Origin of the sequence: Desulfoluna spongiiphila (assembly GCF_900101345.1) — a bacterium.
Taxonomy (GTDB): Bacteria; Desulfobacterota; Desulfobacteria; order Desulfobacterales; family Desulfolunaceae; genus Desulfoluna; species Desulfoluna spongiiphila.
The window spans coordinates 82,478-108,411 of sequence record NZ_FMUX01000016.1; the positions used below are offsets into that span (position 1 = coordinate 82,478).

Below are 25,934 nucleotides of genomic sequence, written 5' to 3' on the forward strand. Positions count from 1 at the left end.
ATGGAATACATCAAAGATATCCTGGCCGCCCTGAGCGTCATTCTCAACGGCCTGCCCCAGGGCCTTCTCGCCCTCTCCTTCGGCTTTGCCTCCATCCCCACGGCCCTGGCCTTTATCGTTGGCGCCGCTGGGTGCCTTCTCTTCGGGTGCGTGGCCCCCATCTCTTTTCAGGCAGAAACCATCACCCTGGCCGGAACCATGGGCAAAAACATGCAGGAACGCCTCTCCATGATCTTCTTCGGGGCGGCGGCCATGGCCACCATCGGTGTCTTCGGCTTTCTGGAAAAAATCGTCAGCTTTGTGGGGCCCGCCATCACCAACGGCATGATGGCAGGGGTCGGCATCATGCTCGCCAGGGTAGCCTTCGGCATGGCCACAAAAAACAAAGCGGTGGGGTTCAGCTCCATCGCCTCAGGGTTTCTCACCTACATGATGACCAAGGACCTGGTCTACACCATCACCATCTCCGTGGTGCTCTCAAGCGCCGTGGCCCTGGCCATGAAACAGAAATCCGACATGAACGCCGTTGAAAAAGAGGGCTTTTCCCTCCAGAAACCCATCCTCAACCTGTCTGTGGCCCGTGGGGCCCTGGCCATGGTCTGCCTCAACATCGGGGCCAACATCGCCTTTGGAAAAATCACCGGCAACATCGCAGGCGCCAGCGTCAACGTGGATCACCTGGCCATCTACAGCAGCCTGGCGGACATGGCCTCTTCCCTGTTCGGCGGCGGCCCCGTGGAAGCCATCATCTCCGCCACGGGCAGCGCCCCGCACCCGGTCTTTTCCGGCGTGCTCATGATGACCCTTATGGCCATCATCCTCTTTGCCGGACTCCTTCCCAAGATCGGGAAATACGTCCCCAGCGAATCCATCGCCGGCTTCCTCTTCGTCCTGGGAGCCATCGTCACCGTCCCCATCAACGCCTCGGCAGCCCTTGGCGGTGGAAACACCATTGTGGGCGGAGTCACCATGGCGGTCACCGCCATCTCCGACCCTTTTTTGGGCATGATGGCCGGCCTCATCGTGAAATGCCTCTCACCCCTGGTGGGCTTCTGATGACCCGAAAGTACAGGGCAGCCTTGCCGTTTGACACGGTGCCCCACCAGGGCGTAAAACCGATTCCGCCAAAGGGCGATGTGATTTGCCCATTCTGATGTGCTCACATGTACCCAGCACATGCTTGCGGCGTTTGAATAAACGCCACCGACGGTTGCCCGACTGTATTTATCTGTTTTTGTAATTATTCAGTAACAAAAGGCAGCCTCCGGCGGCAAGGTGTGCCACCTTGGAAGCAGGTTGCGGATGCGCTTTGCCCCTCGTTCCTCGGGTCAAAGTACATCCGCCGTTAAAACTCAGTTCATTTAAGCAGTTCAACCCATACGAACTGACAAACGTTTAGCCCCCGGCAGACCCGCCGGGGGCATAAGCTGAATAGTTACCTATTTTTTTACTTGAAGGATATCCCATGAACAAAACATACAGACTGGAAGTGGCCGGTGTAACACGAGACCTTCCCATCATCCCCATCAGTGACACACTGAGCATCGCAAGCTTCGTGGTTCTGGGCGACACCGAGCTCATCTGCGCCGCAGCGCCCCTGCTTAAAGAAAAACTCCCGGACGTGGACGTCCTCGTCACCGCAGAAGCTAAGGGCATTCCCCTTGTCTTTGAGGTCTCGCGCCTCATGGGCATGAAACAATTTTTCGTAGCGAGAAAAAGCGTGAAAGCCTACATGGACAACCCGGTCATTGACGAGGTGCAATCCATCACCACCACGAACAAGCAGCTCCTCTGCTTAGACGCTCTCGATGCCGCAGCCATCAAAGGCAAACGCGTGGCTATCATTGATGACGTCATCAGTACCGGCGAATCCATCGAAGCCATTGAGCGCCTCGTCAAAGCCGTGGGGGGCATCGTCACCGTCAAGGCGGCTATCCTCGCCGAAGGAGATGCCGCCTCCCGCAAGGATATTCTCTTTCTGGAAGAGCTCCCCCTGTTTCCCGCGGAATAGCCTGACCAGGTATAAACAGGCTCTCCCCCACGCCCAGCCAAGAGGAGAGCCTGTGCTTGTTGATTACACAAACCGGTTGTAACACCTCAGGCTATGCCGTCGTCGGCCCTGCAGGAGCCCACCCCTTGAAACAGGTCAACAGACAGGTCTTAAAATGGGATTTTTTGCAACCGGAAGGACCCCGTCCCGGGATTTACCCCATGGTGTCCATGCGCCGGGCCAGCGCCAGGAGCTCCTCTTTTTTCGGGCGGTAGACCAACATGGCCACAGCAGCAACACCCAGGAGTTGGTAGAAAGAGAGGGCATCCTTTGCCAGGAGAAAAAGGACCAGGCCGTAAATACCGATGCTCTCAAGGAGGGCTGAGGTGACAATCACGATGACGGAGTACCGCGCCACCGCCGGATGCTGGGCGGAGGGCATCGATCGTAAGTTCTTCACCGCCCCCGGATGCCCCAGCATAAACCCCCGCAGAAAATGAACCGCCACGAGGGTCGCTGCGGAAATACCGAACAGCGCGTACCGAAGGGTCACCAGTGGGAATTTATCCCCCACCGCGGCCGTCAGGGTATCTGCGATAAAAAGGCTTACCCCGAGGTACACACCCAGGGAAGCAAAGATAGCTCCCCAAATGATCAGGATCAAAGAAAAACCGGAATCAAGCTTTTTAATTTCGTCTGGTTCGATCATGGACACCTGCCTCGTCAAGTTCGTGTTCCCGAAACGTTGGGTAAAAACACCCGCAACAAAACGCGACTTCGACCATACCACAGGATGGCATCCATGTTCATCCATGAAACAGACCGACAGGTACAGAAACATGTCACCGGGAGTCACCCCGGTGCATTCCCCCTTACTCCCCGAACACTTTTTTCAATAGCGCGGTGGTCTGCTTCACCGGGTCTTTCCGGATTTCAGCCTCTTCAATGGCAATATAATGAAAAATCCCGTCGACCCCTTTGTCCAGGACATAATCGGTGAGATCAGCCTTCACATCCGGGACATACGGCATGGTCTTGTACTGATCCATCACCTTGTCGTAGGCCTGGATGGCCCCTACTTCGGAGAGGGTCTGATCCACCACAGGCGCCATCTCCTTCTTCAGGGACGGGGTCATTTTCTCTTGAAAGTAGAGGGTCGCCGAGTTCTCTGGCCCGTCATAGATCTGCTTGACATCCTCAAAGGTCATCTCGGCGATGGCATCCATGAAAAGCGATTTCGCTTTGGGGGTTGCGGCCTCGGCTCCCCGGTTCAACTTGAGCTCAAGATCGTCCACCAGATGCCCCATGCCCGCCTTGTCCAGCATGGATTTCACCGCCTGAAGCTCCGGCGGCAAGGGGATGTGAATGGCCGGGTCGCCGTTGAACCCATCTGCGGTACCCAACTGGCCGACGACACTCTCGGTGCCCATGCGAAGCGCCTCCTTGAACGCATCGCCGATCTCACCGGTGGATGGTGCCCCCTCAGCCACCTCCGTACTTTCTCCACTGTCTTTCTTGAAGATATTGATCTTATCCAGCCATGACCCTTCCGCTTCCCGGTAAACGGACGACCCTGCAACCACACACAGGGCAATCCCCACGGATATCCACTGTTTTTTCATATGAAGTTCCTCGTAAGGGGTGTCGGGTATCAGGCAGAACGCCTGGGACGCAAGGCAACACGCGTCCTTAAAAGACAAGGGCTTTCGCGGAATAGCACAAAAAAACAGGAAAGGGGAGACATGGACAGCGCGGCGGCAGGAGGGGTGCGAAAGCCTGTAATAACTCAGGTAATATACCATGACATGGGCGCATAGGGACATAAAAATAGATTCCCTCTCACCAACGTCATTCGGTTAAACGGCCCGCTCAGGTGCGAAACTTCAAGTTCAGAAACGAGTTCAGGCTGGGGCCTGTTCCGTGTGTACATCTTTACTGCGCCATTTTCTGTGCGGGGAGGCCCACACTCCGAATGTATGTTGCGGGGACGCCTCCGACAACCGTATAGGGATCCACGTTTTCAGTCACCACCGCTCCGGCTGCAACCACTGCGCCCCGGCCTATGGTTACCCCTTGAGTGATGATTGCACCCCCTCCGATCCAGGCTTCGCTTTCTACTGTTATCGGCCGGGTCGTCATCCCTCTTCCCACGCCCTCAACGTATCTCAGGCTGTGGCTTGCGGTTTCAAACATAACCTGCGGGCCAATCAGGACACGGTCCCCGATAATCACCTTGTCCCTGGGAACACCGAAACGCACATGTGTATTAATAAAACAGTTTGCCCCGATTTCAACGTTCCCGGCGCATCCGATGGGCCGAATGGTAAGCGGCCCCCAGATGGTGCACCTGCCTTTTACCCCCACCCGGGCCAGGCGAAAAAAAACATACCGGTGCCTGTCTGCCCAGGCACTCCTTGGAAGATGGTTTGCCAGGGCCAGAAAAACAGACTCTCTCACGGAAGGTCCTTTTAGTTTGAACATACGGTGTAGTCCTTCATTTCGGTTTGTCTTTCCGGAAAGAAAAAAATGATGAAAACCGTTAGAACAGGAATAAAGGAAATATAAAAAAGAACTGTTTTAATGGAATACAAATCAGCCAGCTTCCCGACGAGGGGGGAAAAGAAACCTCCCAACCCAAACGCAAGCCCCATCATCAGGCTTGACACCATTGACCTTCCCTTTGGGGCAAGCTCTTGTGCCATCACCACCCCCAGAGTCATGGTGGCAAACAGAAAAAAACCAGCTATAAAAGCTCCCGGATAGACCCAATGCCCTGAAGAGCGGATAAAAAGCAAAAGGATGGGCGTCATCAGGGTATGCGTTATAAGAAAAATAATCTTGTACCCGATCCTGTCCGAAAGATACCCAGCGGCAAGCCCACTTATTGCGCCGGAGGTGATCAAAAGTGAATTCACAATTCCGATTGATACGAGTGAATACCCCCTGTCGTAGAGCATAATGGATGTAAAGGTATAAAAGGATTGCCCCACGATAGCCCGCAGGACCATAACAAACCATATAAGTAATATAGCCTTCCAGACACCTCCCAACGACTCCTTGATGGATCCTAGGAAGCCGTGATCCTGAAAGCCTTCACTTATTGGAACGGGGATGAGGGGATAGACGCATATCAGGCAAAATATGCCCATAAAAAGCGTATACGACGTGTTTTCAAAACCAAAGGCATGGATGTACCAGGAGATGAAAAGCGGCCCTATTCCAAATGCCACGGTTCCCCCCGTGTTGAAAACCGAAAGGCAGACCCCCTTTCTTGCCCCGCTGTAAAGCGGAACCATACCCGTTATTGAAGGGTGAAACATGGATGAGCCGATAGCCCCGAGTGCTGTTACGGCGACAAGCAGATAAAAACTGTGAGCTATGCAGGAAAGGGGAAAAAAAAGGATTGTCAGCAGGACTCCGCAAAGAGCGAACAGCTTTGTCTGGTATCTGTCGGAAAGATATCCCACTGTTGGCTGGACGATAAACGCAAGAAACCTGACAACGCCTGTGAGCAATCCGATTTGCGTCATGGAGAGCATCATTTTTTCTTGGTACAAGGGAAGCATGGTGCTGAAAAAAGAGGTATAAAAGTCACCTATAAAATGAATCGCCGTCAAGGCAAATATGATTTTCACATTTGCTTTGACGTTGCTGTCTACATCGTAACTCATTACACGTTAATCCCTGAACTGTTGAAAATAGTTATGATCTCAGCTCGAGTATCCGGGGTTTTGTTAAAATCTGCCTATGTCAGGCTTTGCAGTTGCGGCCCGGACTTCCCGGCGACCAGACAGAGGGAACCGTCAACTTCACTACATAACCGACTGCTTAGACGATATTTTGATTTGCTTCTTTTTCTTACGTTTATATCGGTCAGCCGGAATAATCAGAATGTTCCCGATCTGCAACAAGTCTCTTTGATTTATGTTATTTACTTCCGACAGAGCCCTTACCGTCGTACCGTTATCCCTTGCGATTTTGTAAAGGCTATCCCCGGATTTGACTTTATGGTGGCGAACGGATCTGTAAATGGCAAGCCTGCTTGATTCCGGGATAGTGTCTATTACAGAAAGCAATTTTTCGGAAGTTCCCTTGGGTACCCTGAGTTCATAAGGTCTATCCGGAAGAATAGCGTGCTTCAATTCCGTGTTCAGCTCCGCAAGGGATGAAAAGGGTATTCCGGTGGTTTTGGCGATGCTTTTCAGGGACAGCTGTTTGTTTATTTTCACGACGTCAAACGTGACAGGCCGTTCCGGTTGAATCTGATCAAAGCCGTATTTTTCAAGATTGTTGACGATTTGAATGGTGGCCAGAAAGCGAGGAACGAACCTTGCCGTCTCCCTGGGCAGGCGATTGTAAAGGTCCCAGAAGTTATCAAGGTATTTATGTCTCTGACCTTTTATTGTCCTGAGTACACGCCCCTCGCCGCAATTGTATGCTGCAAGAACTGTTTCCCAGTCTCCGAATGTTCGATGAAGTATCTTAAAGTAACGGACAGCGGCAACGGTTGATTTGAACGGGTCCAGCCTTTCATCCACATAGAGGTTTTTCTCAAGGCTGAACCTGTTTGCCGTAACAGGAACAAACTGCCACAGGCCAAGTGCATTCTCGGTTGACAACGCCTTTAAGTTGAATCCGCTTTCGATCAGGGGCAGCCATGCCAGTTCTCCGGGCAGCCCCTCTTTCTCAAGTTCTTTTCTTATAAAAGCTATATACTTCCCGGAACGCCTCAGGGAATCGGCAAAATACCTTTTCTCATATGTGGTAAATCTTTTGATTTCCGCTTCCACATGCTTGTTCAGCAAGGTGGGAATGGCGCTTTGACTCATGGGAAGAGCGGTATGTTTTGAGACGTATATTTCATGGAGCCGCTTGCATATCATAAAGCGGATTTCATCTTTCTGCTGCAGTCCCTTGAGAGATGCCGAATCACCTATTGACAGAATAAACCTGTAGGCAGCGTCTAACGTTGCGATGGCATCATCCGCATCTCCATTCTCCCACATTTTCTGGGCATTCCGGCACAAATCCAGGGCCCGTTCGGCCGCATCAAGGCTCTGGTCATCTTCATCCTGTAATTTGTACTCCTGTTCCATTGCTGCCAGATCGTCATATACGTTATCCTCGGATATCTCTTTACCTGGCAATAACGAACCGGATGCGTCGGTTGCAACTGCAGATACATGTGTGGCAGGTTCTCCCTTTTCCTGTTGGGTTACGATTGCATCTTGAGGAATTTTCGGAGTCACAAATAACGGTTGCGTTGTGCAACCTGTCGCAACCGCAGATATCAAGGCTATGTTGAGCACTAATTTTTTGATAATCATCGTCCTATATCAGTTGTATGGTTATGCGTATGGCGCCTTTTGTATTAGGGCTCGGCCGAAAAATGATGAAACCCCCAAAAGTGTTGGCCGTTTGAGCGATGAGGCGAATTAAGCCATCGGTAACGCTCACCGAGAGCTATGACACACGCCGATACGTGTATATTTTATGTTTGCCATAGCCCTTACATGCCCATCGACACGTTGCCCATATCCGGTATCATACGTTTATTCCTAAGGTATTCCACAATAACTTCCGCACATTCAAAGGGGGTGCTGCCGGTGGTATCAATGGTTATTTCCGGACGTACAGGAACCTCATAAACACCGTCCAGCCCCGTAAAATTATGAATGTCCCCCTTTAATGCTTTTTTATACAACCCTTTCGGATCTCTTTGTTTGCATTCCTCAAGGGGCGTGCTGACATGAACCTCGATAAATTCACCGGAGTCCAGAACGCTTCGGACTCTATTTCGATCCTTGGCAAAAGGAGAGATAAAGGCACAGAGCGTAATAAGGCCTGCATCAACAAACAACTTTGAAACCTCTCCTATACGCCTGATATTTTCTGCCCTGTCTTCATCGGAAAGGGCCAGGTCCCTGTTAAGGCCATATCGAACGTTATCACCGTCCATGAGATAACTGTGGCAGCCGAGGTCGAAGAGATACTCATCAACGGCTCCTGCCAAAGTTGATTTTCCAGATCCGCTCAGCCCTGTAAACCAAAGCACGCAAGGGCTTTGGTTTTTCTGTTCTGCCCTGCCAACTTTTTTTATGGCGTGCCTGTGCCGGAAACAATTCGGTATCATGGTCCCATCCAGTTTAAAAAAATGACGAAAAGAACAGACGTTAAAAGATGTATTTTCCCCTTTTCATAAGGAGTCGCACCAATATCGGTAATCATATTTATCAACACGGACAAAGACTTCCCGGCACTTCGAAATCAACTCGGTTTATAAATGGGTGCCTCGACAGGTGTTTTTTCAACTCATCAACATCTTTTTTTTCCGTTGCTTTCCTATTCAGCAAATTTTTTTTTGACAGATGACTTCCAGCCTGCGAATCCTTAAACAACACGTCACATACGGTTTTCATACTGTCAGGACGACACCCACAGTATTCCAGCATGGACTCTGATGTTTCCAGCGGTGAGTTGAGCCAGTTTTTGAATGGTATGGCTGGCATTTCAATACCCTGGGAGCGCAGTTTCATATACCGCTCCATCACGGAAAGCCAGATTAAGGAGAGTATTCCGGCATACGAAAGGTGTGTGCCCTCATCAAACCGGGCCACCATGGGAACCAGACGAGCCATGCGAGAGCGATAAGCCCTCTCTCCGATGACAACCCCTTTATCCGGGTCCCCGGTACTGCCCACAAAGGCTCTCATGGAGGAAGACAGCCACGATTCTGCGTCCCGATAGAGAAACACGCTTTTCATATCGGGAAAGCATTGGATCAGCCAGTCGCAAAGTTCGATGACACTGCCCCGAACCTTGATAACTATCTGTTTTTCTAAAACGCCTGCGCACAGCAGTCGCACTGAGGCAACCAGAAGTTCCTTTAACTTCAAGTCATTGCATGAAGCGTTCAAACGGGCAGCAAGCAGAGCGGTCAGTACATCAGGTTCTGAAATGGTCACAACGTCTTCTATCTGGGAGAACACACGTCCCGCCAATGTTGAACCCGCTCTACCCGTTGAAAAGATAAAGATCAGTCTTCTGCTCTCTACATCAATGGTCTGTGCCAGACGGATCATGATGTCAAAAGATATGGTAAATACCCGCTCGGCTGCTTCATATTGCGCCATATAATAGAAAGGAGCTTCAAACAGGGTACCGGTGGTTCCAGAAGCCACAAACACAGCGATTTGGTTTGCCGTATCCATGGCATAAAGCGAGATACCAGGGTCATTCAACAGCTGCCGAGCATCAGTGCAACCGACGCTTTCCAGCTCAAAATCGTTGATATCCGTCACTCCGGTTGCTGAAGTCCGTGTTTTCGCCTTAATATCGTACTCATGCGCGATCACAGTCTTTCTCCCGCTTCGGACATCAGGTCCTCTCGGAACCGTATCAGCTCTTCAGCGGCCAGTTCAACATCATCGCCTTTGAACGATGACAAAGCAGTTGGGCTGTATTGTTTCAGTGTATCTTTTGTTTTGTCAGTATAGGAAAGCTCACCCCCTTCAGAAATGATGATCCCTTCGCTTTCAAGTACAGCCCGATTGTTTTGGACCACCTCATCCACATGCACCTCAATAGGAAGGTCCAACTCCGGCTCCCCATCCCTTACCACTACCGGATACCCCCCAGGGTACCCGAAAATACCGGGAATATGACCGTAAAAGAGATCTTTTTTGCGTAAAAAAGCCAGCAACTGAGGGATAACACAGGCTGCCGTAACCCAGTTCAACTCAGAGTCGGCAGGAAGTCTCAGAAAACGCTCGGGATTGATTTGTGTTTTCACGCCATCTGCCCATACGTTCAGGTACTTTGCATTTTTCACATCTTTTATAAGCTGAGCCACATCATAGTGCCCGGCTATCACCTGAAGGCGTTTATCACATAACTCTCTGTCCGCTTTAAGCATGGCGGCTATAATCGCAACATTCCCCATACCCGTCAGCAAATTGGGAATCTGCGAATCCATCAGCGGGTTGACCGCGTCGGGATAACAGGCATTGATGATCACTGTTTGTGAGCTTTCCTTTCCGACTGCGCTCTGCAACCTGTAAAGCAAACACCCGTTTAAAGCGGTTGTCAGCCCGAACCCCACCTCTTTGACAAGGCGCCCCCACCGGCTGCCGGGAGTTAGTGACCAGGGCGACTGAACCGATGCCGTATGGATGACAACATCGGGACGATGCTTTCCGATCAGTTCTTCAAGACGACCGGGGCTGGACCAGTCAATCACCTCTGCTGAAAAAGAGAGGGAAGATCCGAATATTGCCTGCTTTGCAGAGGATGCGGAAACGATCCATTTCAGAGCACTCCGGTTTCTTGCCACAAGAACCACATCCATATGTTCTGTGCAGGAGGTCATGATAAAACAGATGCATCGGGCCAGATTCCCCGAACCGGTAATCATAACTTTCGATCTATTTTGAATCATCACAAAACCTCTTCTATGGATTCGCAGATGGAGGCAGGGTCAAGTCCCGCCTGCTCCAAGAGGCTTATGGTGTCACCAGATCCGCCGGTCCAGCCGTCCGGCCACGCAAACACCCTTGAAATCCTGACCCTGTCCAAAAGGTGTCGCGTCAGTGAGGCCAGTCCTCCGAAGGAATAATGATCTTCTATTATAAAAAGCTCTCTGGCATATTTGATTGCTTCGTAAATGTCTTCAACAGGGTATGGTTTCAGCCTGCAGATGTGAAGCACACCCACATCTATGCCCTTATCGGCAAGTAGCCCATGAGTTTCCATCGCAATTTCAGTCGAATAGCCATACGACAACAGGACACAATCGCTTGGTTCGGTCAGCCATACGACGGTTCCGGGACTGAATGCCAGGCCCCCCTCCGCCTCCCTGGGAAGCCTTATATACGCCGCTCTGTTTTGCTCAGCTATTTCAGACACCATGTAAGGTATCTCAGCTGCCGATACAGGTGCCCAAATATCAATATTCGGAAGTGACGCCATCACGCAGACATCGTTCAATGACTGATGAGTCTTGCCGTTTCTTCCCAGGCATCCCCCCGCATGCGATCCAACAAGAACCACCGGAAGGCCTGTCTGGCAGATACTTACCCGGATCTGATCATAGGCGCGGTAGCACAAAAAAGCGCTGAATGAAAATACCCATGGCAGCAATCCGCACTCTGCCATTCCTGCTGCCATCGACACCATATTCTGTTCAGCAATCCCCCCCATGATAAAGCGGTCCGCTTTACTTTCCGCTACGTGCATAGCCCCATTCGAATCCGCAAGGTCTCCGTCAATAACGCGTATTCGCGCATCAACGTCACATCTCCTTGCCAGCTCCATTCCCAAATAATCAGCTAATTTCATGCAAGACCCTGTTATACTCTTCATCGGTTAGGCTGCCGCAGTGACATTTCAACGGTTCTTTCTGCAACAGAGGGGATCCGTAGCCCTTGACAGTGTTGGCGATTACAACTGTAGGCTTTCCGTTAACGGAGTTATCCAGACATTCCCTGAATGTATGAGTGAGGCTTAAGTAGTTATTCCCGTCCGCCTCATATGTATTCCAGCCGAAGGCGCCCCACTTTTGAAGTGGATCAGGCAGCGGGTTTCTTTTTTCCAGAGAAACATTTCCCCACCCGAATTCCTGTTGCCCGTTGTTGTCCACCACCACAAACAGATTGCTCAGGTGATACCGTCCGGCAAGCATGGCAGCTTCCCACACCTGTCCTTCCTGGCACTCCCCATCACCAAGTACAACCCAGACATTCACATCCTTTGGCAGGGACATGGCCATTCCGATTCCGGCAGACAGGCCCTGCCCCAAAGACCCCGATGAAAAATCAATACCTGGAGTAAGCGTCATATCAGGATGGCCAGCGAGCGGGGACCCGATATCGCTATAGGATTCAAGCCAATCCTCGGGAATAAATCCAAGCTCGGCAAGCAAGACATAAAGAGCCACCGCTGAGTGCCCTTTGGACAAGATCAACCTGTCACGCAATGGATCATCTTTGGTTTCAGGTGACACGTTCAGAAAGGTAGTATACAGGGTATGGAGTATATCAATCACACTCAGACAGCCCCCAAAATGCCCCCCGTCGGGATGAAGAACAGAGACAATTTTTTTCCTGAGATATTTTGCCCTACCCTCAAGGCCGCGATAATCAGAAAAGTCTTCTTTAATTTTGGAAAGCATAGCGATGCCTTTTGTAGGGTATACGGGTTGTGTCGTCTACATAACTACCTGAAAAATCATTACAGTCGTAACGATTCAGTGCCTGTCGGAACATTTTATCCCTGCTTTCCCATCGATTATCCACCGAATAATGACGGATGCGGCTCTCTTCATCATGAGAGATATGAATCGCTTCACCGTATTGCATGCGTAATAGCCCCAGCCCAAGGGTAAGCCGTGCTATCATATCCTGATCTTCCCAGCCCCATCCGATCAGATCACTGTTGTACCCATTGATATTCAAAAAATTTTTGCGGCTCACACAAAGCAGGCCTGGAGCATTTCTGAGCCCTGTCTTGGCGTCTTCTTCAGAGTCGATGATCTCCAACCTTTTTCCGTCAGCAGTCTTCAGCTCAAGCCTGTAGCCGAATGAAGTGATATGCCCAGCATTCCTTGCATTGACAGAAGATTCCTTCACCCCCTTCAGCGTTGCGAAAGAGTTCGGATTGCGTTCCAGTTCCTGAACAATATGGGACATGTCGTTGGGATTTACGATGATATCGTTGTCGCAAAAAAACAAAAAAGGGTTACCGCTGCAACGCACACCAATATTATGCGCCGCCTGCTTATTGAAATAGCTGACAGTACTGATTGTTATAATTTCAATCTCATCCAGGTAGTTTTCAGTAAGGGTATAGAGGTCATCCGGAGAACCGCCGAAATTGACGATATATACTTTCCCGTTGAGAATCTCAGCCGTTTCAACCAGAGATGGAAGGGATTCCGGTAATTCGTATCTATCACACCAAGGCACAATGATATCGAGCATTATTGGTTATCTCTCCTTATTTCTAATAGTTGATTGATGTTTTCTGACTATAGAAATCTATATCCCTGAATCCGGCGCTAAATGATAAACCGCGCAAAGCGCTCAGGTCTTCGTGTGGATTCGCCCAAATGTGGTTATTCGAATCATTCGAGCTGAATTTTTGCCTTGCCTTGGGCACCCTTACTGATGGGTGTCGTCGTGAACCATTTGGTATTTGGTCCCGCTGTTGCATCGAAAAGATACGCCCCCAGAACATTTATCCTGTTTCGTTCGCGGACGACTAAAAAGCCAACGCGGGATCATTATCACGATTTTCCCTTCATGCATCTATCGCAAGCAACGTTGGAGGCTGTGTGCTTTGGTGGGTTCTGAATTAGAAACGTTCGAACCATCTGACGGTTTTTTCTACTATCTTTTATAACAGCCCTAATTTAGCGATCCTACTACTTTTTTTATAGTTTTTTATCGAGTCTTCTGCTCATCTGTTTTGAGGTGTCAGGGCTCGGCCGGAAAATAATTCCACATCCTGAAATGTTGGCCGTTTGAGCGGTGGCGAGAATTCACCGATCGGTAAGGCATTCATGGAATGCTATACACGCCAATACGTGTATATTATAAATTTGTCATAGCCCTTACCTTTAAGGACGTTTTTCTACACGCATGAAACCGTCATTCAGGGTTCAGTGGAGGTAAGGGGATCTTATTTCGAGAGATTCGGTACTTTGCTACATTATCTCTATTCAACAGAGTGAGTATATGATCAGCTATACAATGTCAATAATTTTCATTATAGAAAAATGGTTATTCTAAATATTTCGAAATAATAAAGAGTAAATACAGTCCCAAAGCCCATAATACAGACAGTTCGTCCGCCCTTGAGCAGTGTCGCCACCACATCCCAATACACCAAATTGACAGTTGGATGCCAGATTGACACCCACCGATCTCGTTTCGCAACAGACCAATTACCACAACCACTTTTATTGCAGCCTGCGCACACTGGCCCATCAACTATAGTAAAATACAATAAGTTGAAGCATCCCCCATAAGCTATACCTATACACCACCAGGGGCGCCATCTCTTCACATCGCCGGAAACTCTATTGGGAGTTATAAAAATGTTAGGGGTGGCGAAATTTTAGGTTGACATCAATTTTTACGGCAGGTAAATAAACAGACACGTCGCGGCCACCGGGCACGCGAGCAGTCATAAAGCAGCAGATCCTTTGGGTGGATTGCCTGCATGATGGAACCGTACGATCATGTGACCTTTTGCACCCAGGGAGAGCCTGCCAACCACAGCCTTCCTTAACTCGTTAAACCAGCATTCACATCGCAAGATCACATCGGATTCATCATGCTCACCCGCAACGATCCCCCCGGCTCCCGCCCGGCACGTTGCGATAACCGTCACACCACGCATTTGGAGGAGACGTGAACAAAACTGAGATGTTCTGGACGATTCTAAAGAAATTCAACGAGGACACACTGCCGGTACAACTCCTGCTTGTCCTGCTCTCACTTTTCGCACTTTACGGGGTCTTTGCGAAACCGTCAAAGGCATCGGACAAAGGAATGACTGCCTTTCTGGCTGTTGCCTTTGCCTGGAACGGCATTGCCTGTTTCCTTGTCTATTGCGGAAAGAGCCCCATGGCGCTCTTCGTTGGGGGCCCCCTCTACCTGGTAATCTCCTTTCTCTTTCTCGTGGACCTGCTGGTCACCGGAAAATGTTCCTACCGTCTGCCGGATACGCCCCTTCACCAGGGCCTGACCGGAGCCCTCCTTTTGTGTGTGTACCTCTTCCCCTTTGCAGGAATGGCCCTGGGCCATGGCTTCGTGGTACTTCCCATGTTCCCCTGCCCCCTCGCCGCTTTTACCCTCATACTTTTTGCGGCGGCAGCCCCCCGCATCGACAGGGACATCTTCATCCTCCTCCTGGTCTGGGCCTTCGTCAACATCCCGAAATGCTTCGGACTCTATGGATGTTACGAAGAGATCGTCCTCTGCGCCTCGGGGTTTTACAGCCTTTACATCATAAAAACCCGACCGGCCGTCCACAAGGCAACCATGGAGCCTGTCCATGAACCCATTTGAATGCATCGACGCCGGCAGCGAATACTGCCCCTGCTACCTGGCCGAAGCGGGTGAGTGCACCGTCTGTACCCTGCTCCAGGGCAAAGAGGTGTGCGCCTGCAACTGGTCCAAGGTCTGCATTTACCAGAGATACCTGCGTAACGGCTCCAAAGCGGTGAAACGCAAACAGACCGTGTTGTGCGATATTTCCGAAGCCCGGCGCATTGAAGACGGGATTTACCTGGAAAAAATTACGGTCTCCCGGGCCATGGCACGGGCCCTCAACCACCCGGGGAGCTATGTGTTCGTCAGGGGGCTCACGGAGCGCTCTTTTTTCGACGCCCCCATGGCCATCGTGGATTCAGACATCATGGCAGGCACTGTGACCCTGGCTTTTCATGTTACCGGGCCGAAGACACGCCTTCTGGAACTGAGCTCCCAGCGCCTGTTCCTGAGGGGGCCTTACTGGAACGGCCTCCAGGGAAACAGGGCCGTTGAAAGCATTCGGGACGCCCGATGCCTCGTGGTGACCGGCGGCATGTCCCAGGCCTCGGTGCCCCTGGTAATAAAACGCCTCCTGGCCCACGGCAACACGGTGACCCTCCTGGTCAACAGGCCCGGCCCTTTTTTTATCGCCGACTACCTGCCCGACGAGGTGAAGGTTTATGAAGTGCCCCTTCACGGGAACCAGGGCCGCGACACCATGGAAGCCCTTCCGGAAAAGGAAAACATCGCCTTTGCCTACAGCGCCGGAAGCACGCCCCAGCACGAACTCGTCCGATCTTTTATCAGTCGGCACTGCCCCGAAGCCGGTATGGCAATCTCCAACAACCACACCTTCTGCTGCGGCGAGGGCATCTGCGGGAGTTGCATGGTCACCATGGGAGGCAAGGCGATCAGATCCTGCAAGGTTCAGTACGACCCGCAACGCATGACGGAAGAGGAGGCCGTCTGTCCATGACGACACCATGTCCCGGGATACCTCGGAGCGAGGCTGGCACATTCATTACGTCCATGAGCGTCCATCACGATAAGAAAGGAATCACATCATGCCCAAGGTAGTCATTATCGGTGGAGGGTGGTCGGGATGCGCGGCGGCCATTGCAGCCCGAAACGCAGGTGCAGAGGTGGTACTGCTGGAGCGGACGGACCTTCTCCTGGGATGCGGCCTGGCCGGGGGGATCATGCGAAACAACGGACGGTTCACGGCCGCAGAAGAGCTGAAATGCCTGGGGGCTCCGGAGCTGGTGGACCTCACCGATGCCTTGTCGCGACACGTCAACATCGATTTCCCCGGCCACCGGCACGCGAATCTCTACGACACAGCCCTCGTGGAACCGGCGGTCAGGCAGCTGCTTTACGACAAAGGGGTGGATATCCGTTTTGTGGCCCGGGCCGTGGGGGTATCCATGGACGAACCGGATTCTATCCGTTCGGTGTCTCTGGCCGACGGGACCACCATCCATGGGGATGCCTTCATTGAGACCACAGGCTCTGCCGGATCCATGGGCAATTGCGCCCGATACGGCAACGGCTGCACCATGTGCGTGCTCCGGTGCCCCTCCTTCGGCCCCCGGGTCAGCCTCAGCCGCATGGCAGGATGCGAAGAGAGCGTGGGACTTCGGGATGGAGAGACCTATGGGTCCTTCAGCGGCTCCTGCGAACTCAACAAAGCGACCCTCAGCCCGGAAATCCGGCAATGCCTCGCAGAAAAAGGGGTGGCGATCCTGCCCCTGCAAAGGCACCTCGTGGATGAGGGCATCTTGAAACTCAAGGCCTGCAAGCAGTATGCGATCCCCGAATTCAAGCAAAACCTCATCCTCCTGGACACCGGAGCACGGGCCAAGATGATGATGCCCTTTTTCCCCCTTGAAAAACTGAGAAAAATAAAAGGGCTTGAACGGGCCATGTACGAGTTTTCCGGCGGTATCTCCAACTCCGTCCGGTTCATGGCGCGAACACACCGGGACAACGCCTTAAAGGCCCAGGGACTCACCAACCTCTTTTGCGCTGGGGAAAAGGCGGGGCTCTTCGTGGGGCACACCGAAGCCATGGCAACGGGAAGCCTTGCCGGCTGGAACGGCGTGCAACAGGCCAAGGGGCTCCCCCTGCTGTCCCTGCCCGACGGCCTTGCCATCGGGGATTTGATCCGGCACGAAAACCTTGCCAGCACCACCCTTGAAGGGCTCAACGACCGGTACACCTTTTCCGGGGGAAACTACTTTAAACGATTGAAGCGCCTCGGCCTTTACACCACCGACCCAAAGGCCGTCGAATCCAGGGTACGGGCCCACGGACTCCACCATGTGTTCTTGACGGCCCATGAGAAAAAAGAGCGCCCCCTCCAGACCATGCAGGCTTAAACGGCGCACACCAACCAAAGCAATGAACAGATACCATGTCACCCCCCGTCCCAGAGCACGGGGAACGATGAAACCACAAACACCTAAGGATGGACCCATGACGGCACCCCAAAAAAAACACCTCGTACGTAAAAGTTTTTTCGGTTGCAACTCCGCCCATGGATTTCACTGCTTCTTTGATTTTTTCCATGACCTTACCGACGCCAGGATCTCCATCATCAAGGGGGGCCCGGGCACAGGCAAGTCCACCTTCCTGACGCAGATCGCCGACGAGATGCTCAACCAGGGCTTTTCCGTAGAACTTCAGCACTGCTCCCTGGACGCGAAATCTTTAGACGCCATCATCGTCCCGGAAATCAAGGCGGTGGTGACGGCCGCCACCGGTCACCACGTCTTCGATCCCCGGCACCCCGGGGCCGTGGACGAAATCATCAACCTGGGTCGTTACTGGGACGAAGCGGGCATTCGGCGCCACAGCGCGGAAATCCAGGCCATCACCGCCGAATCCGACCGGCACTTCGGCAGGGCATACCGCTTCCTGGCCGCGGCCCACCTCATCCGAAAAAACAAGGCGGACCTGTCCACGGAGCATCAGGATTTTTCCAAGGTTAACGCCCTGTATGAAGCCCTCTGCGCGGACCTCTTCACAGGCCACCCCCTGGCCGACACCATCGGCCCGGAGAGACACCTCTTCATGAACTCCATCACCCCCCAGGGTAAGGCCAGTTTCATGGGCACGGTGGTTGACGCCGCCACCCGGCTCTTTGTGATCCACGGAGCTCCGGGGACCGGAAAATCCACGCTGCTGACGCGAATTGCGGCCAAGGCAAAGACCCGGGGACTCAAGGTGGAATATTGCCATCACCCCCTGGACCACCACCGGCTCAGCCATGTCATCATCCCGGCCATTGATGTGGTGATCTCAACCGACGCCCTCACGGGCCACCCCAGGGAACAGGAGCACGACCTGAACGCCTTTCTGACATCGGGAATCGCAACAAAACAAATGGAAATGAAAGGAGATGACACCCGCTACACGTCCATGATCGACGCCGCCATGGAGACCCTCATCCACGCAAAAGAGACCCACGGCAAACTGGAGCAATACTACATCCCCCATATGAACTTTGAAAAGGTGGACCAATGCATGGCCGACACCACAGAACAGGTGCTCCGGCATGCCGAAAGGCACCATGCATTCACCAGGCGGTCCTCCAAGGTAAAGGAGTTATGTTTGTGAAGATAACATCGTATTCAGCCCCTCTGAAACGGGGCGCCCTTGCAGCATGCATGGTTGTTCTGTTGGCAACGCCCTTTGTCTCTGCATCCGAAGAGTCCCAGCGCACTCTGGACGACATGGTCATCACCGCGAGCAAACGGGAATCCTCCCTGGATGACTTTGCGGGGAGCATCTCGGTCAAAGACGGTCAGTTCATCACGGATCATGAGATCAAGGACCTCTCCGAGCTGACCCTGTTTATTCCCAACGTCTACTTTAAAAAGACGACCTCCGGAGACGCCTTTGTCTCCCGGGGTATCTCCACCATCGACACCTCGCTGTTCAGCCCCATGGGCCTTTACATCAACGACGTCTCCTACCCCTTGAGCTTTATGCAGAATCAGCTGCTCACCGACGTAAAACGGGTGGAAGTTCTTCGAGGGCCCCAGGGCACTCTCTACGGACGAAACAGTGAATCCGGGGTCATCAACGTGGTCCTGGAGGAGCCCGGAGACAAACTGAAGGCAACGGCAGGCTTGTCCGCCGGCAACTACAACACCTGGTGCGGGGAAGCCTCGGTGAGCGGCCCTGTGGTAAAAGACACCCTCTACCTGGGGCTGTCCGTGACAGGACGTAAAACAGACGGTTTCATAGAAAATGAGGTCACGGGCAAAGACGACGTGGCCGACGAAGAGACCACCGCAGCCCGGGGAACCCTCCGCTGGACCCCCGGAGAACGTTTCGAGCTTGTGGCAACCCTGGACGGCCTGGATCAGGACAAGGGCATCAGTACCTTGCGCCTGGAAGACGGCCCCCAGGCCTCGGACAGACACAAGGTCCGTTCCAGTGAAGAAGACCGCGCCGAAGAAGAGGAGGTGGGCGGAGTCATCAAGATGAACTGGCGAGCCGACAACGCCAAATTTACATCCATCACCAGCAACCGCCAGTTTACAAGGGAGTTTACCCACGATTTTGACCGAACCCCGGCTAAACTGGGAACGACCGACTTAGATATCGACCAGGATAACTGGAGCCAGGAATTCCGGATCGCTTCCGAAGGGGAAGCTCCGCTTTCCTGGCTGGTGGGCCTCTTCGGGTTCACCGAGGACCTGGACACCACCATGGCATTGAACCATGTCAACCCCGCCATGGCCAAAGACCGAGTGACGGACTCGGAAAACGACGGCTACGCCATCTTCGGCCAGGCAACCTACCGGCTTACGGACAAGCTGAAACTTACCGGCGGTCTGCGAGGGGAGCACGCCACGGCCGAAGGTACACAGACCTTCACCAGCATCATGGGGCCCGTGACCTTCGACGAAAAACTCTCCGAAACGGAATGGCTCCCCATGGCCTCGGCCTCATACGAAATTGCCGACAACCTGACGGCCTACGCCACCTGTGCCCGGGGCTGGCTCGCCGGGGGCTTCAACTACTTTTCGGCAAACTCCGAAGAGACCTTCGGCTATGACCCCGAATACACCGTGAACTACGAAACAGGCCTTAAGGCCACCTTCTTTGACCGACGCCTCAAGGCCGACTTTTCCCTGTTTTACATCGACATCGACGACAAGCAGGTCAGGGAAGAGGTGCCTGGGGGAGGGCAAGGCATCTGGAAATTCTCCAACGCCGGCAAGGCCCACAGCCAGGGGGTTGAATTGGACCTCACCGCCCTGCCCCTGGGCAACCTGGAAGTTTTTGCAGGTGTGGGACTCTCCGACACGGAGATCGACACCTGGCAGGGTACCACCGGGGGCATGCCCTTCGATTACTCGGGCAACTCCCTGCCCTGGGCCCCTGAGTTCACCTGGAACGCCGGGGCGGCCTACTACATGACCAACGGCCTCTACGGAATCGCCGATGTCACCGGTGCAGGAAAACAGTACTTTGATGCGGCCAACACCCTGAAAGACGACGGCTATGCCCTGGTGAATCTTAAAATGGGCTACGCCTTGGGACGTTTTGACATCTCCGTCTACTGCAAAAATATCTTCGACGAAGAGTACGCCACCAAAAAAGTCAAAAACATGCAGGGATTCACCATGGTGGAAGACGGCGAGCCCCTCACCTTTGGTCTGACACTCAACTGGAGGCTTTAATATGACCCCCTTATTCGATACCAACGGTAAAAATCCCATGGCCCCCGTCTTCGAAGCCCTCCAGGGCCCAGTCCGCATGGCCGTCCTCAAAGCGGCCGTGGAGATGGGCATGGCAGACATCCTGGCAAGGGTCTCGACCCCCGAAGACATTGCAGCAGCCCTGCCCGGTGAAACGGACCTTGCAAACCTCACCCATTTTCTGGACAGCATGGCGGGCATCGGCCTGGCCGTGAAGCACGAAGGCAGCTACCTCAACTCGCCCTTTGCCGAGACCTCCCTGCGCACGGAGAGACCCGTCTATTTAGGGGACATGGTCCTCAACCTGTCCCGCATGCAGCACCGGAACATCCACAAGATCGAGGCACTGGTCCAAGGCGGACCTCCCCCTGTAAAAAAAGAGGACCGCCTCGCAGACGAGAGCAAGTGGCAGGCATCGGTCAAGCACTTGGCCCCGTATCAGCGGGCCGGCATCGCCGCCCTTGCAGCCGACACCATCGATGCCCTGCCCGAATGCAAATCCGCATCAAAAATCATGGACATCGGATGCGGCCCCGGCCTCATGTGCATGGAGGTCCTCAAACGCCACCCGGCCATGGAAGGGGTTCTCTTTGACCTGCCGGCCATCATCGGCCTGGCGGAAAAAGAGGTGGAAAAAGAGGGAATGGCATCACGGGTCTCCTACATCAAAGGAGACTACAACACCACAGAGTTCGGGGACGGATACGACATCATCTGGGCCAGTCACAACCTCTACTACGTCAAAGAGGCCCCGGCCTTCTTCTCTCGCCTCCACACGGCCTTAAACGACGACGGGGTCTTTGTCAGCCTCCACGAGGGAACCACCGGCGAAGGGACGGCCCCTGAGCATGTGGTGCTCTCCAGACTCTCTCTGGCCCTTGAAGGCCAGAACTATGTATTTAAAAAAGGGGAGATCGCCGAGCACCTGCGGAGCGCCGGGTTTGAATCGGTGGAGACCTCTCCCCTGACCCTTCCCGTGGGCGAGGTGGAGCTGACCATTGCCCGGAAACAGAGAGGATAAACCATGACGCACGCTGTACGCACCCCGGGGCGACCCGGGGTGTTTTCATCACGTTTTCTGTTCCTTATGCTGGCCGCCCTGTGTGTGGCGGCCGCATGGCCGGGACGCACCTGTGCCGCCAATCGCCCGGTGATAAAAATCTCCGGACCCCCGGTGGCCGAAAGCCTCCCCTTTGCCATGATGTCCGGCATGACCTTTGACGACCCGGCCATGACGGTTCAATTTACCCCCTGGCACTCACCCGACCAGATCCGGGCCATGATCGCCGGGGGCCAGGTGGACGGAGCCATCGTCACCACGGCATCGGCCTCCCTTTTTTACCACAAGGGGGTCCACACCAAACTGGCCGCCCTCTTTGAAACGCCCCTTTGGATCATCTCCACGGCGGAATCCGCAGGCACCTGCCTGGAGGACCTCGGGGGGACGATCCTCTTTCCCTTCGGCCACAAGGAGATGCCCGAGCTTCTCTTTAACGCGCTTCTGGGCCCTGAGCCCCCGAAGATCACCCGCCACCACACCGGCGGCGCTCTGGAGGCGGTGAACCTTTTGATCCTTGGAAAGGGGCATCACGCACTCCTGGCCGAACCGGCGGCCACCCTGGCGGTCATGCGATCCAAAGAGATGGCGGACAAAGGGGCGCCGCTCCTTACTAAGAACCTGGACTTAAGAACGCTCTGGAAAAAGAAGTTTGACGGAAAGCCCCTGTATGTCAGCGGCTTTGCCCTGTTTGGAGACGCCTTGGACAACCCCGCCATGGTCCGCCGCATCCTGGAGGAGTACGACAGGGGCGTCGAGCGTATCGCGGCCCACCCGGAACAGGCAATGGCCATGGCGGACAACAGCTTTCCGGCCCTGGCCGCCCAGTCAAAAAACGGAACCCTTCCCGGGGTGGACATCCACGTGACCAGCGACCCGCAGGCCTTTTCCGACACCCTATTTTTCCTTGATCAACTCTCCAGGCAGGCGCCCAGAGCCACCGGAGGCGGCCTGCCTGAAAACGACTTCTTTCTGGTGACGCAATGATGGGGACCATCCACGGGAACACCGCCCGCCTGGTTCTACGCCTCTCCGGCATCCTCCTGCTCATCCTGGCCTGGGACCTTGTGGCGCGCCACTACTCCGGCCTGGTGGTGGCCTCGCCCCTGGACACCCTTGCTGCCGCGGCCAAGCTGTTGAGCGACCCGTCCTTTATCGTCCGGCACTTTGCCGTGAGCCTCAAACGGGTGGCCCTGGCCCTGGTGTTCGGGCTCCTCGTCGGAGGGAGCCTGGGCCTTCTGGCAGGATTCTTCGATCCCTTCAGGCTCATGATCGAACCCCTCAGGTGGATGCTCATGACCATTCCCGGGGTGGTCATCGTGGTGGTCTTCATGCTCTGGTTCGGCATGGGGAACCTGATGGTGATCAGCATCACGGCCTGCACCATCGCGCCGGTGGTCTATGTCAATGTCTCCCAGGCCATGAGCTCGGTGGACAGGTCCCTCCTGGAGATGGCCGAAATCTACCGGTTTCCCCTTGCCATGAAACTTCGGCGCATCTATGCCATGACCGTTGCCGGCCCTTTTTTTTCGGCTGCGGTCATTGCCGTGGGAAACGGAATCCGGGTGGTGGTCCTGGCCGAGGTCCTCGGCGCCAACAACGGCATCGGTCACTGCCTGGCCATCTCCCGGACCAACCTTGACACACCGGAGCTATACGCCCTGGCCCTGATCAGCATGTCCATCGTCGGGGGAATCGAATTTTTCCTGTTGAAACCGTTAAAAGAGAAATACCTGTGGAGGGAATCATGAAGCCGGCTGTTGAGCTCATCGATGTGAACATGGTATTCAAAAAGCAGGAGGTGTTGCGAAACCTCAACCTGACCATACCGGAGGGTCAGCGCATGGCCGTGACAGGGCCCAGCGGTGCGGGAAAATCAACCATTCTGAAAATCATCGCAGGCCTTGTCACCCCCAGCTCCGGCAGGGTGATCCGCCACACCTGCAAAACCGGGTATGTCTTCCAGGAGCCCCGCCTGCTGCCCTGGAACACCGCCCTGGAAAATGTAATTCTCCCCCTCATCGCCAGGGGAGAAAAAAAGAAGGCGGCCCGAAAGGCCGGAATGAACTGCCTTGCCGATATGGGCCTTTCAGGCTTTGAGCACAACTACCCAAGCCAGCTCTCAGGGGGCATGAAACAACGGGTCTCCATTGCCCGTGCCCTGGCCATCGAACCGGACCTCCTCCTCCTGGACGAGCCCTTCACCGGCCTGGACCCGGACCTGCGGGACGCCATCTGCGAACATCTGGAAGATGCCCTTTCTAAAAAGGCGACCACCGTCATCCACGTCACCCATGACGTGGGCAACATGATCCACACCGCCGATACCCTCTACACCCTGGCCGCACCGGATACGCTGAGGCAACTGCCCCTTGCGGGTTAGAGGGAAAAGCAGCCTTCTATGGTTAAAGTGCATGGAAGAAGGCCTCCGGCGGCGAGGTGTGCCACCTTGAAAGCAGGTTGCGAATGCGCTTTCCCCCTCGTTCCTCAGGGAAAATCACATTCGCTTTTGATTTTGATTGGCCTGAATTTGCTTTTTAAAGCCTGTTTATTAAACCCGTCGTTCTAAAATCAGACAAAAGTTTAGCCCCCGGCAGGGCCGCCGGAGGCAGCTTTAACTTGGCTGCCTTCTATGGTTAAAGTGGGCAGGGAAAACCTGCCTCCGGCGGCCAGGGGATGATCCCCTGAACCCCAGGTTGCCAAAGCCCTCCCCCTTCGTTCCTCAGGGTGAGGGCTTCCGCGAAGGTTTCTGTTAAATTGAGCAAAACCTGTTTGTCAAACTTTTCAAAAGTTTGCCCCCCGGCAGGGCCGCCGGAGGCGTCTTTAACCTGGCTGCCTCCGGCGGCAAGGTGAGGTGCTCTCTGTGCTCCATATGTGGGTGGCCAGACGCTTCAAAATCGCGAAAGTATCCGGCCAATCCCATGCCCTTCAATCTTCTGGAGCGACACATGACATTCGGACTCCAGAGGCCATCCCTACCCCTCCACCTCCTCCAGGGCCCGTTGCATCCAGCCTGCCATCTCCACGCCTTCAGGACGATAATAATGGGTCATGTAGGGCTTGATATCGATGATGGGACTGCCGTCCACGGCTTCCAGTCCCTGGACCTTTAAGACGTTGCCCTCGCGGGACAAAAGACGCACCGCCGTCACCAGGACCGGATTGGGCCGTGCCGGGCTGCACGTGGAAAAAACCCCTTTCAAAGGGAAGTCCTTTCGCCCCATGGGGTGGACCTGAAGAACCGAGCGACTCTCGTCCGGGATCAGGTGGGGCCAATAGAGAACGAGGACATGGGAAAACTCCTCGACGCCTTCCAGAATGCCGTCGAAGCGATCGTCGATGACAAGCTCCGACACGAGGTCGGCAATCTTCTTCACACGGGCCCTGACGTCTTCGTCGCCTTTTTTCAGTTCAATACCGTCTACTCCGGCTTTAAGCTCCGGATTGGACAAGCTGCTTCGGATAACCCCCACCGGTGTAAGGTACATATCCCGGGTTGCGCTGGTTTCAGTCGGCATGGTCTCTTTCCTCCCACCCGTGTTCATAAAAATATCCGGATGTCGGCTTGGCTCATTTAACTTCCACAATACTTCACAAGTTATCTTCAAGTACCCATACCACCGCCGAAAAGAAAGATGCAACAGACAAAAAAAAGGGCCACCCTGCGACAGACCGTATGGCGGTCATGTCAGGTGGCCCATAAAAGTAAAAAGGGAAAGGACAAACAGAAATCGTTGACGGCTGCTTATCCGTAATGAGCTATCACTTTGCTGCGCAGAACGCCACTACGGGTCGCGCTTCCGGATGGTCACAGCCATGATGGTTCGATCCTCAAGGATCACTCCCTTGGCGTACACACGGTCACGGGCCTTAATAAGGCAGGCATTTTTCAAAGGGTTCCCATTGGCATCCAGGCATGTCGTCTGGACCCTGTTGCCATCATAAACCGCAGCTCCCACATAAAAGCGAGTCTCTCCCACGACCACCCAGGAACAGTCCCCGGCCACCTCCAGAACCCGGGCCTGCATCTCGATAAAATCAAAGACCTCGTACTCCTCCTCACTCCACATTTCTCCGGCCCAAGCAGTCGATCCTATCGCCCACACCATGAACACAACGGCCAGGATTAATCGTTTCAT

23 protein-coding genes and 1 pseudogene are annotated in these 25,934 nt (G+C 53.8%); 11 read left to right on the top strand and 13 right to left on the bottom strand.

Going from position 1 to position 25,934, the window contains the following annotated elements; all coding sequences use genetic code 11:
- Both BLQ12_RS18945 and BLQ12_RS18950 read left to right on the top strand, forming a co-directional pair.
- The gene (locus BLQ12_RS18945) at positions 1–1,056 is read left to right on the top strand and encodes a guanine permease (protein WP_092213011.1); all 1,056 of its coding nucleotides are present in this window, start codon (positions 1–3) and stop codon (positions 1,054–1,056) included.
- 409 nt (positions 1,057–1,465) lie between these two features.
- Positions 1,466–2,011, top strand: coding sequence for a phosphoribosyltransferase family protein (locus BLQ12_RS18950; RefSeq protein ID WP_092213013.1), 546 nt, complete (start codon positions 1,466–1,468; stop codon positions 2,009–2,011).
- A 193-nt stretch (positions 2,012–2,204) separates the two neighbouring features.
- Here BLQ12_RS18950 and BLQ12_RS18955 read toward each other — a convergent pair whose 3' ends face one another.
- The 11 genes and pseudogenes from BLQ12_RS18955 to BLQ12_RS19010 form a co-directional block, all read right to left on the bottom strand.
- A complete protein-coding gene (locus tag BLQ12_RS18955) occupies positions 2,205–2,699 on the bottom strand; it encodes a hypothetical protein (RefSeq protein WP_092213015.1) in 495 nt (164 codons plus the stop codon).
- A 163-nt stretch (positions 2,700–2,862) separates the two neighbouring features.
- Positions 2,863–3,612 (bottom strand): DUF4197 domain-containing protein, encoded by a 750-nt coding sequence (locus BLQ12_RS18960; RefSeq protein WP_092213017.1) that lies wholly within the window; start codon positions 3,610–3,612, stop codon positions 2,863–2,865.
- Positions 3,613–3,958: 346 nt separating this feature from the next.
- A pseudogene (locus BLQ12_RS28505) lies at positions 3,959–4,129 on the bottom strand (DapH/DapD/GlmU-related protein); the annotation flags it as partial.
- Positions 4,130–4,458: 329 nt separating this feature from the next.
- Entirely contained in the window at positions 4,459–5,661 is a 1,203-nt protein-coding gene (locus BLQ12_RS18975) for an MFS transporter (protein WP_092213021.1), read from the bottom strand.
- Between the two features lie 141 nt (positions 5,662–5,802).
- Positions 5,803–7,317: a lytic transglycosylase domain-containing protein gene (locus BLQ12_RS18980; RefSeq protein WP_092213023.1), complete on the bottom strand. Its 1,515-nt coding sequence runs from the start codon at positions 7,315–7,317 to the stop codon at positions 5,803–5,805.
- A 182-nt stretch (positions 7,318–7,499) separates the two neighbouring features.
- Positions 7,500–8,123, bottom strand: a complete 624-nt coding sequence (cysC, locus tag BLQ12_RS18985; protein ID WP_092213025.1) for an adenylyl-sulfate kinase — start codon at positions 8,121–8,123, stop codon at positions 7,500–7,502.
- A 100-nt stretch (positions 8,124–8,223) separates the two neighbouring features.
- Entirely contained in the window at positions 8,224–9,345 is a 1,122-nt protein-coding gene (locus BLQ12_RS18990; RefSeq protein WP_092213027.1) for a hypothetical protein, read from the bottom strand.
- Complete coding sequence (locus BLQ12_RS18995; RefSeq protein WP_092213029.1) at positions 9,342–10,427, bottom strand: hypothetical protein; 1,086 nt, start codon at positions 10,425–10,427, stop codon at positions 9,342–9,344. Before BLQ12_RS18995 ends, BLQ12_RS18990 begins: the two co-directional genes overlap by 4 nt.
- Positions 10,427–11,326 carry a transketolase family protein gene (locus tag BLQ12_RS19000; protein WP_092213031.1) on the bottom strand — a complete coding sequence of 300 codons (900 nt, stop codon included), beginning with the start codon at positions 11,324–11,326 and terminating at the stop codon, positions 10,427–10,429. The genes BLQ12_RS18995 and BLQ12_RS19000 overlap by 1 nt, the downstream gene beginning before the upstream one ends.
- Positions 11,313–12,158, bottom strand: coding sequence for a transketolase (locus BLQ12_RS19005; RefSeq protein WP_092213033.1), 846 nt, complete (start codon positions 12,156–12,158; stop codon positions 11,313–11,315). The genes BLQ12_RS19000 and BLQ12_RS19005 overlap by 14 nt, the downstream gene beginning before the upstream one ends.
- On the bottom strand, positions 12,142–12,966 hold the full coding sequence (locus BLQ12_RS19010; protein WP_092213035.1) for a galactosyltransferase-related protein: 825 nt from the start codon (positions 12,964–12,966) through the stop codon (positions 12,142–12,144). Before BLQ12_RS19010 ends, BLQ12_RS19005 begins: the two co-directional genes overlap by 17 nt.
- A gap of 1,434 nt (positions 12,967–14,400) precedes the next feature.
- Between BLQ12_RS19010 and BLQ12_RS19015 the strand changes: the two genes are divergently transcribed.
- The 9 genes from BLQ12_RS19015 to BLQ12_RS19055 all read left to right on the top strand — a co-directional run bounded on the left by BLQ12_RS19015 (position 14,401) and on the right by BLQ12_RS19055 (position 24,178).
- The gene (locus BLQ12_RS19015) at positions 14,401–15,060 is read left to right on the top strand and encodes a DUF6064 family protein (protein ID WP_139164035.1); all 660 of its coding nucleotides are present in this window, start codon (positions 14,401–14,403) and stop codon (positions 15,058–15,060) included.
- Complete coding sequence (locus BLQ12_RS19020; protein ID WP_092213039.1) at positions 15,047–16,000, top strand: hypothetical protein; 954 nt, start codon at positions 15,047–15,049, stop codon at positions 15,998–16,000. Before BLQ12_RS19015 ends, BLQ12_RS19020 begins: the two co-directional genes overlap by 14 nt.
- 88 nt (positions 16,001–16,088) lie before the next feature.
- On the top strand, positions 16,089–17,402 hold the full coding sequence (locus BLQ12_RS19025; RefSeq protein WP_092213041.1) for an FAD-dependent oxidoreductase: 1,314 nt from the start codon (positions 16,089–16,091) through the stop codon (positions 17,400–17,402).
- A gap of 97 nt (positions 17,403–17,499) precedes the next feature.
- On the top strand, positions 17,500–18,642 hold the full coding sequence (locus BLQ12_RS27100) for a hypothetical protein (RefSeq protein WP_139164036.1): 1,143 nt from the start codon (positions 17,500–17,502) through the stop codon (positions 18,640–18,642).
- Positions 18,639–20,720, top strand: coding sequence for a TonB-dependent receptor (locus BLQ12_RS19035; RefSeq protein WP_175469935.1), 2,082 nt, complete (start codon positions 18,639–18,641; stop codon positions 20,718–20,720). Before BLQ12_RS27100 ends, BLQ12_RS19035 begins: the two co-directional genes overlap by 4 nt.
- 1 nt (position 20,721) lies before the next feature.
- Positions 20,722–21,759, top strand: a complete 1,038-nt coding sequence (locus tag BLQ12_RS19040; RefSeq protein ID WP_092213047.1) for a class I SAM-dependent methyltransferase — start codon at positions 20,722–20,724, stop codon at positions 21,757–21,759.
- A 3-nt stretch (positions 21,760–21,762) separates the two neighbouring features.
- A complete protein-coding gene (locus tag BLQ12_RS19045; protein ID WP_092213049.1) occupies positions 21,763–22,782 on the top strand; it encodes an ABC transporter substrate-binding protein in 1,020 nt (339 codons plus the stop codon).
- Entirely contained in the window at positions 22,779–23,546 is a 768-nt protein-coding gene (locus BLQ12_RS19050) for an ABC transporter permease (protein WP_092213051.1), read from the top strand. Before BLQ12_RS19045 ends, BLQ12_RS19050 begins: the two co-directional genes overlap by 4 nt.
- A complete protein-coding gene (locus BLQ12_RS19055) occupies positions 23,543–24,178 on the top strand; it encodes an ABC transporter ATP-binding protein (protein ID WP_092213053.1) in 636 nt (211 codons plus the stop codon). The genes BLQ12_RS19050 and BLQ12_RS19055 overlap by 4 nt, the downstream gene beginning before the upstream one ends.
- A gap of 592 nt (positions 24,179–24,770) precedes the next feature.
- Here the strand turns inward: BLQ12_RS19055 and tsaA are convergent.
- Together tsaA and BLQ12_RS19065 are read right to left on the bottom strand one after the other, a co-directional pair.
- Positions 24,771–25,313, bottom strand: coding sequence for a tRNA (N6-threonylcarbamoyladenosine(37)-N6)-methyltransferase TrmO (gene tsaA / locus BLQ12_RS19060; protein WP_254782085.1), 543 nt, complete (start codon positions 25,311–25,313; stop codon positions 24,771–24,773).
- Between the two features lie 267 nt (positions 25,314–25,580).
- On the bottom strand, positions 25,581–25,934 hold the full coding sequence (locus tag BLQ12_RS19065; protein WP_139164037.1) for a hypothetical protein: 354 nt from the start codon (positions 25,932–25,934) through the stop codon (positions 25,581–25,583).

Coding starts and splice junctions, on each gene's coding strand:
- BLQ12_RS18960 (WP_092213017.1), bottom strand. CDS start 3,612: ATGAAAAAACAGTGGATATCCGTGGGGATTGCCCTGTGTGTGGTTGCA.
- BLQ12_RS19055 (WP_092213053.1), top strand. CDS start 23,543: ATGAAGCCGGCTGTTGAGCTCATCGATGTGAACATGGTATTCAAAAAG.
- BLQ12_RS19065 (WP_139164037.1), bottom strand. CDS start 25,934: ATGAAACGATTAATCCTGGCCGTTGTGTTCATGGTGTGGGCGATAGGA.
- BLQ12_RS27100 (WP_139164036.1), top strand. CDS start 17,500: ATGACGGCACCCCAAAAAAAACACCTCGTACGTAAAAGTTTTTTCGGT.
- BLQ12_RS19025 (WP_092213041.1), top strand. CDS start 16,089: ATGCCCAAGGTAGTCATTATCGGTGGAGGGTGGTCGGGATGCGCGGCG.
- BLQ12_RS18955 (WP_092213015.1), bottom strand. CDS start 2,699: ATGATCGAACCAGACGAAATTAAAAAGCTTGATTCCGGTTTTTCTTTG.
- BLQ12_RS18975 (WP_092213021.1), bottom strand. CDS start 5,661: ATGAGTTACGATGTAGACAGCAACGTCAAAGCAAATGTGAAAATCATA.
- BLQ12_RS18945 (WP_092213011.1), top strand. CDS start 1: ATGGAATACATCAAAGATATCCTGGCCGCCCTGAGCGTCATTCTCAAC.
- BLQ12_RS18980 (WP_092213023.1), bottom strand. CDS start 7,317: ATGATTATCAAAAAATTAGTGCTCAACATAGCCTTGATATCTGCGGTT.
- BLQ12_RS18950 (WP_092213013.1), top strand. CDS start 1,466: ATGAACAAAACATACAGACTGGAAGTGGCCGGTGTAACACGAGACCTT.
- tsaA (WP_254782085.1), bottom strand. CDS start 25,313: ATGCCGACTGAAACCAGCGCAACCCGGGATATGTACCTTACACCGGTG.
- BLQ12_RS19050 (WP_092213051.1), top strand. CDS start 22,779: ATGATGGGGACCATCCACGGGAACACCGCCCGCCTGGTTCTACGCCTC.
- BLQ12_RS19010 (WP_092213035.1), bottom strand. CDS start 12,966: ATGCTCGATATCATTGTGCCTTGGTGTGATAGATACGAATTACCGGAA.
- BLQ12_RS19000 (WP_092213031.1), bottom strand. CDS start 11,326: ATGAAATTAGCTGATTATTTGGGAATGGAGCTGGCAAGGAGATGTGAC.
- BLQ12_RS19045 (WP_092213049.1), top strand. CDS start 21,763: ATGACGCACGCTGTACGCACCCCGGGGCGACCCGGGGTGTTTTCATCA.
- BLQ12_RS19005 (WP_092213033.1), bottom strand. CDS start 12,158: ATGCTTTCCAAAATTAAAGAAGACTTTTCTGATTATCGCGGCCTTGAG.
- cysC (WP_092213025.1), bottom strand. CDS start 8,123: ATGATACCGAATTGTTTCCGGCACAGGCACGCCATAAAAAAAGTTGGC.
- BLQ12_RS19040 (WP_092213047.1), top strand. CDS start 20,722: ATGACCCCCTTATTCGATACCAACGGTAAAAATCCCATGGCCCCCGTC.
- BLQ12_RS18995 (WP_092213029.1), bottom strand. CDS start 10,427: ATGATTCAAAATAGATCGAAAGTTATGATTACCGGTTCGGGGAATCTG.
- BLQ12_RS19020 (WP_092213039.1), top strand. CDS start 15,047: ATGAACCCATTTGAATGCATCGACGCCGGCAGCGAATACTGCCCCTGC.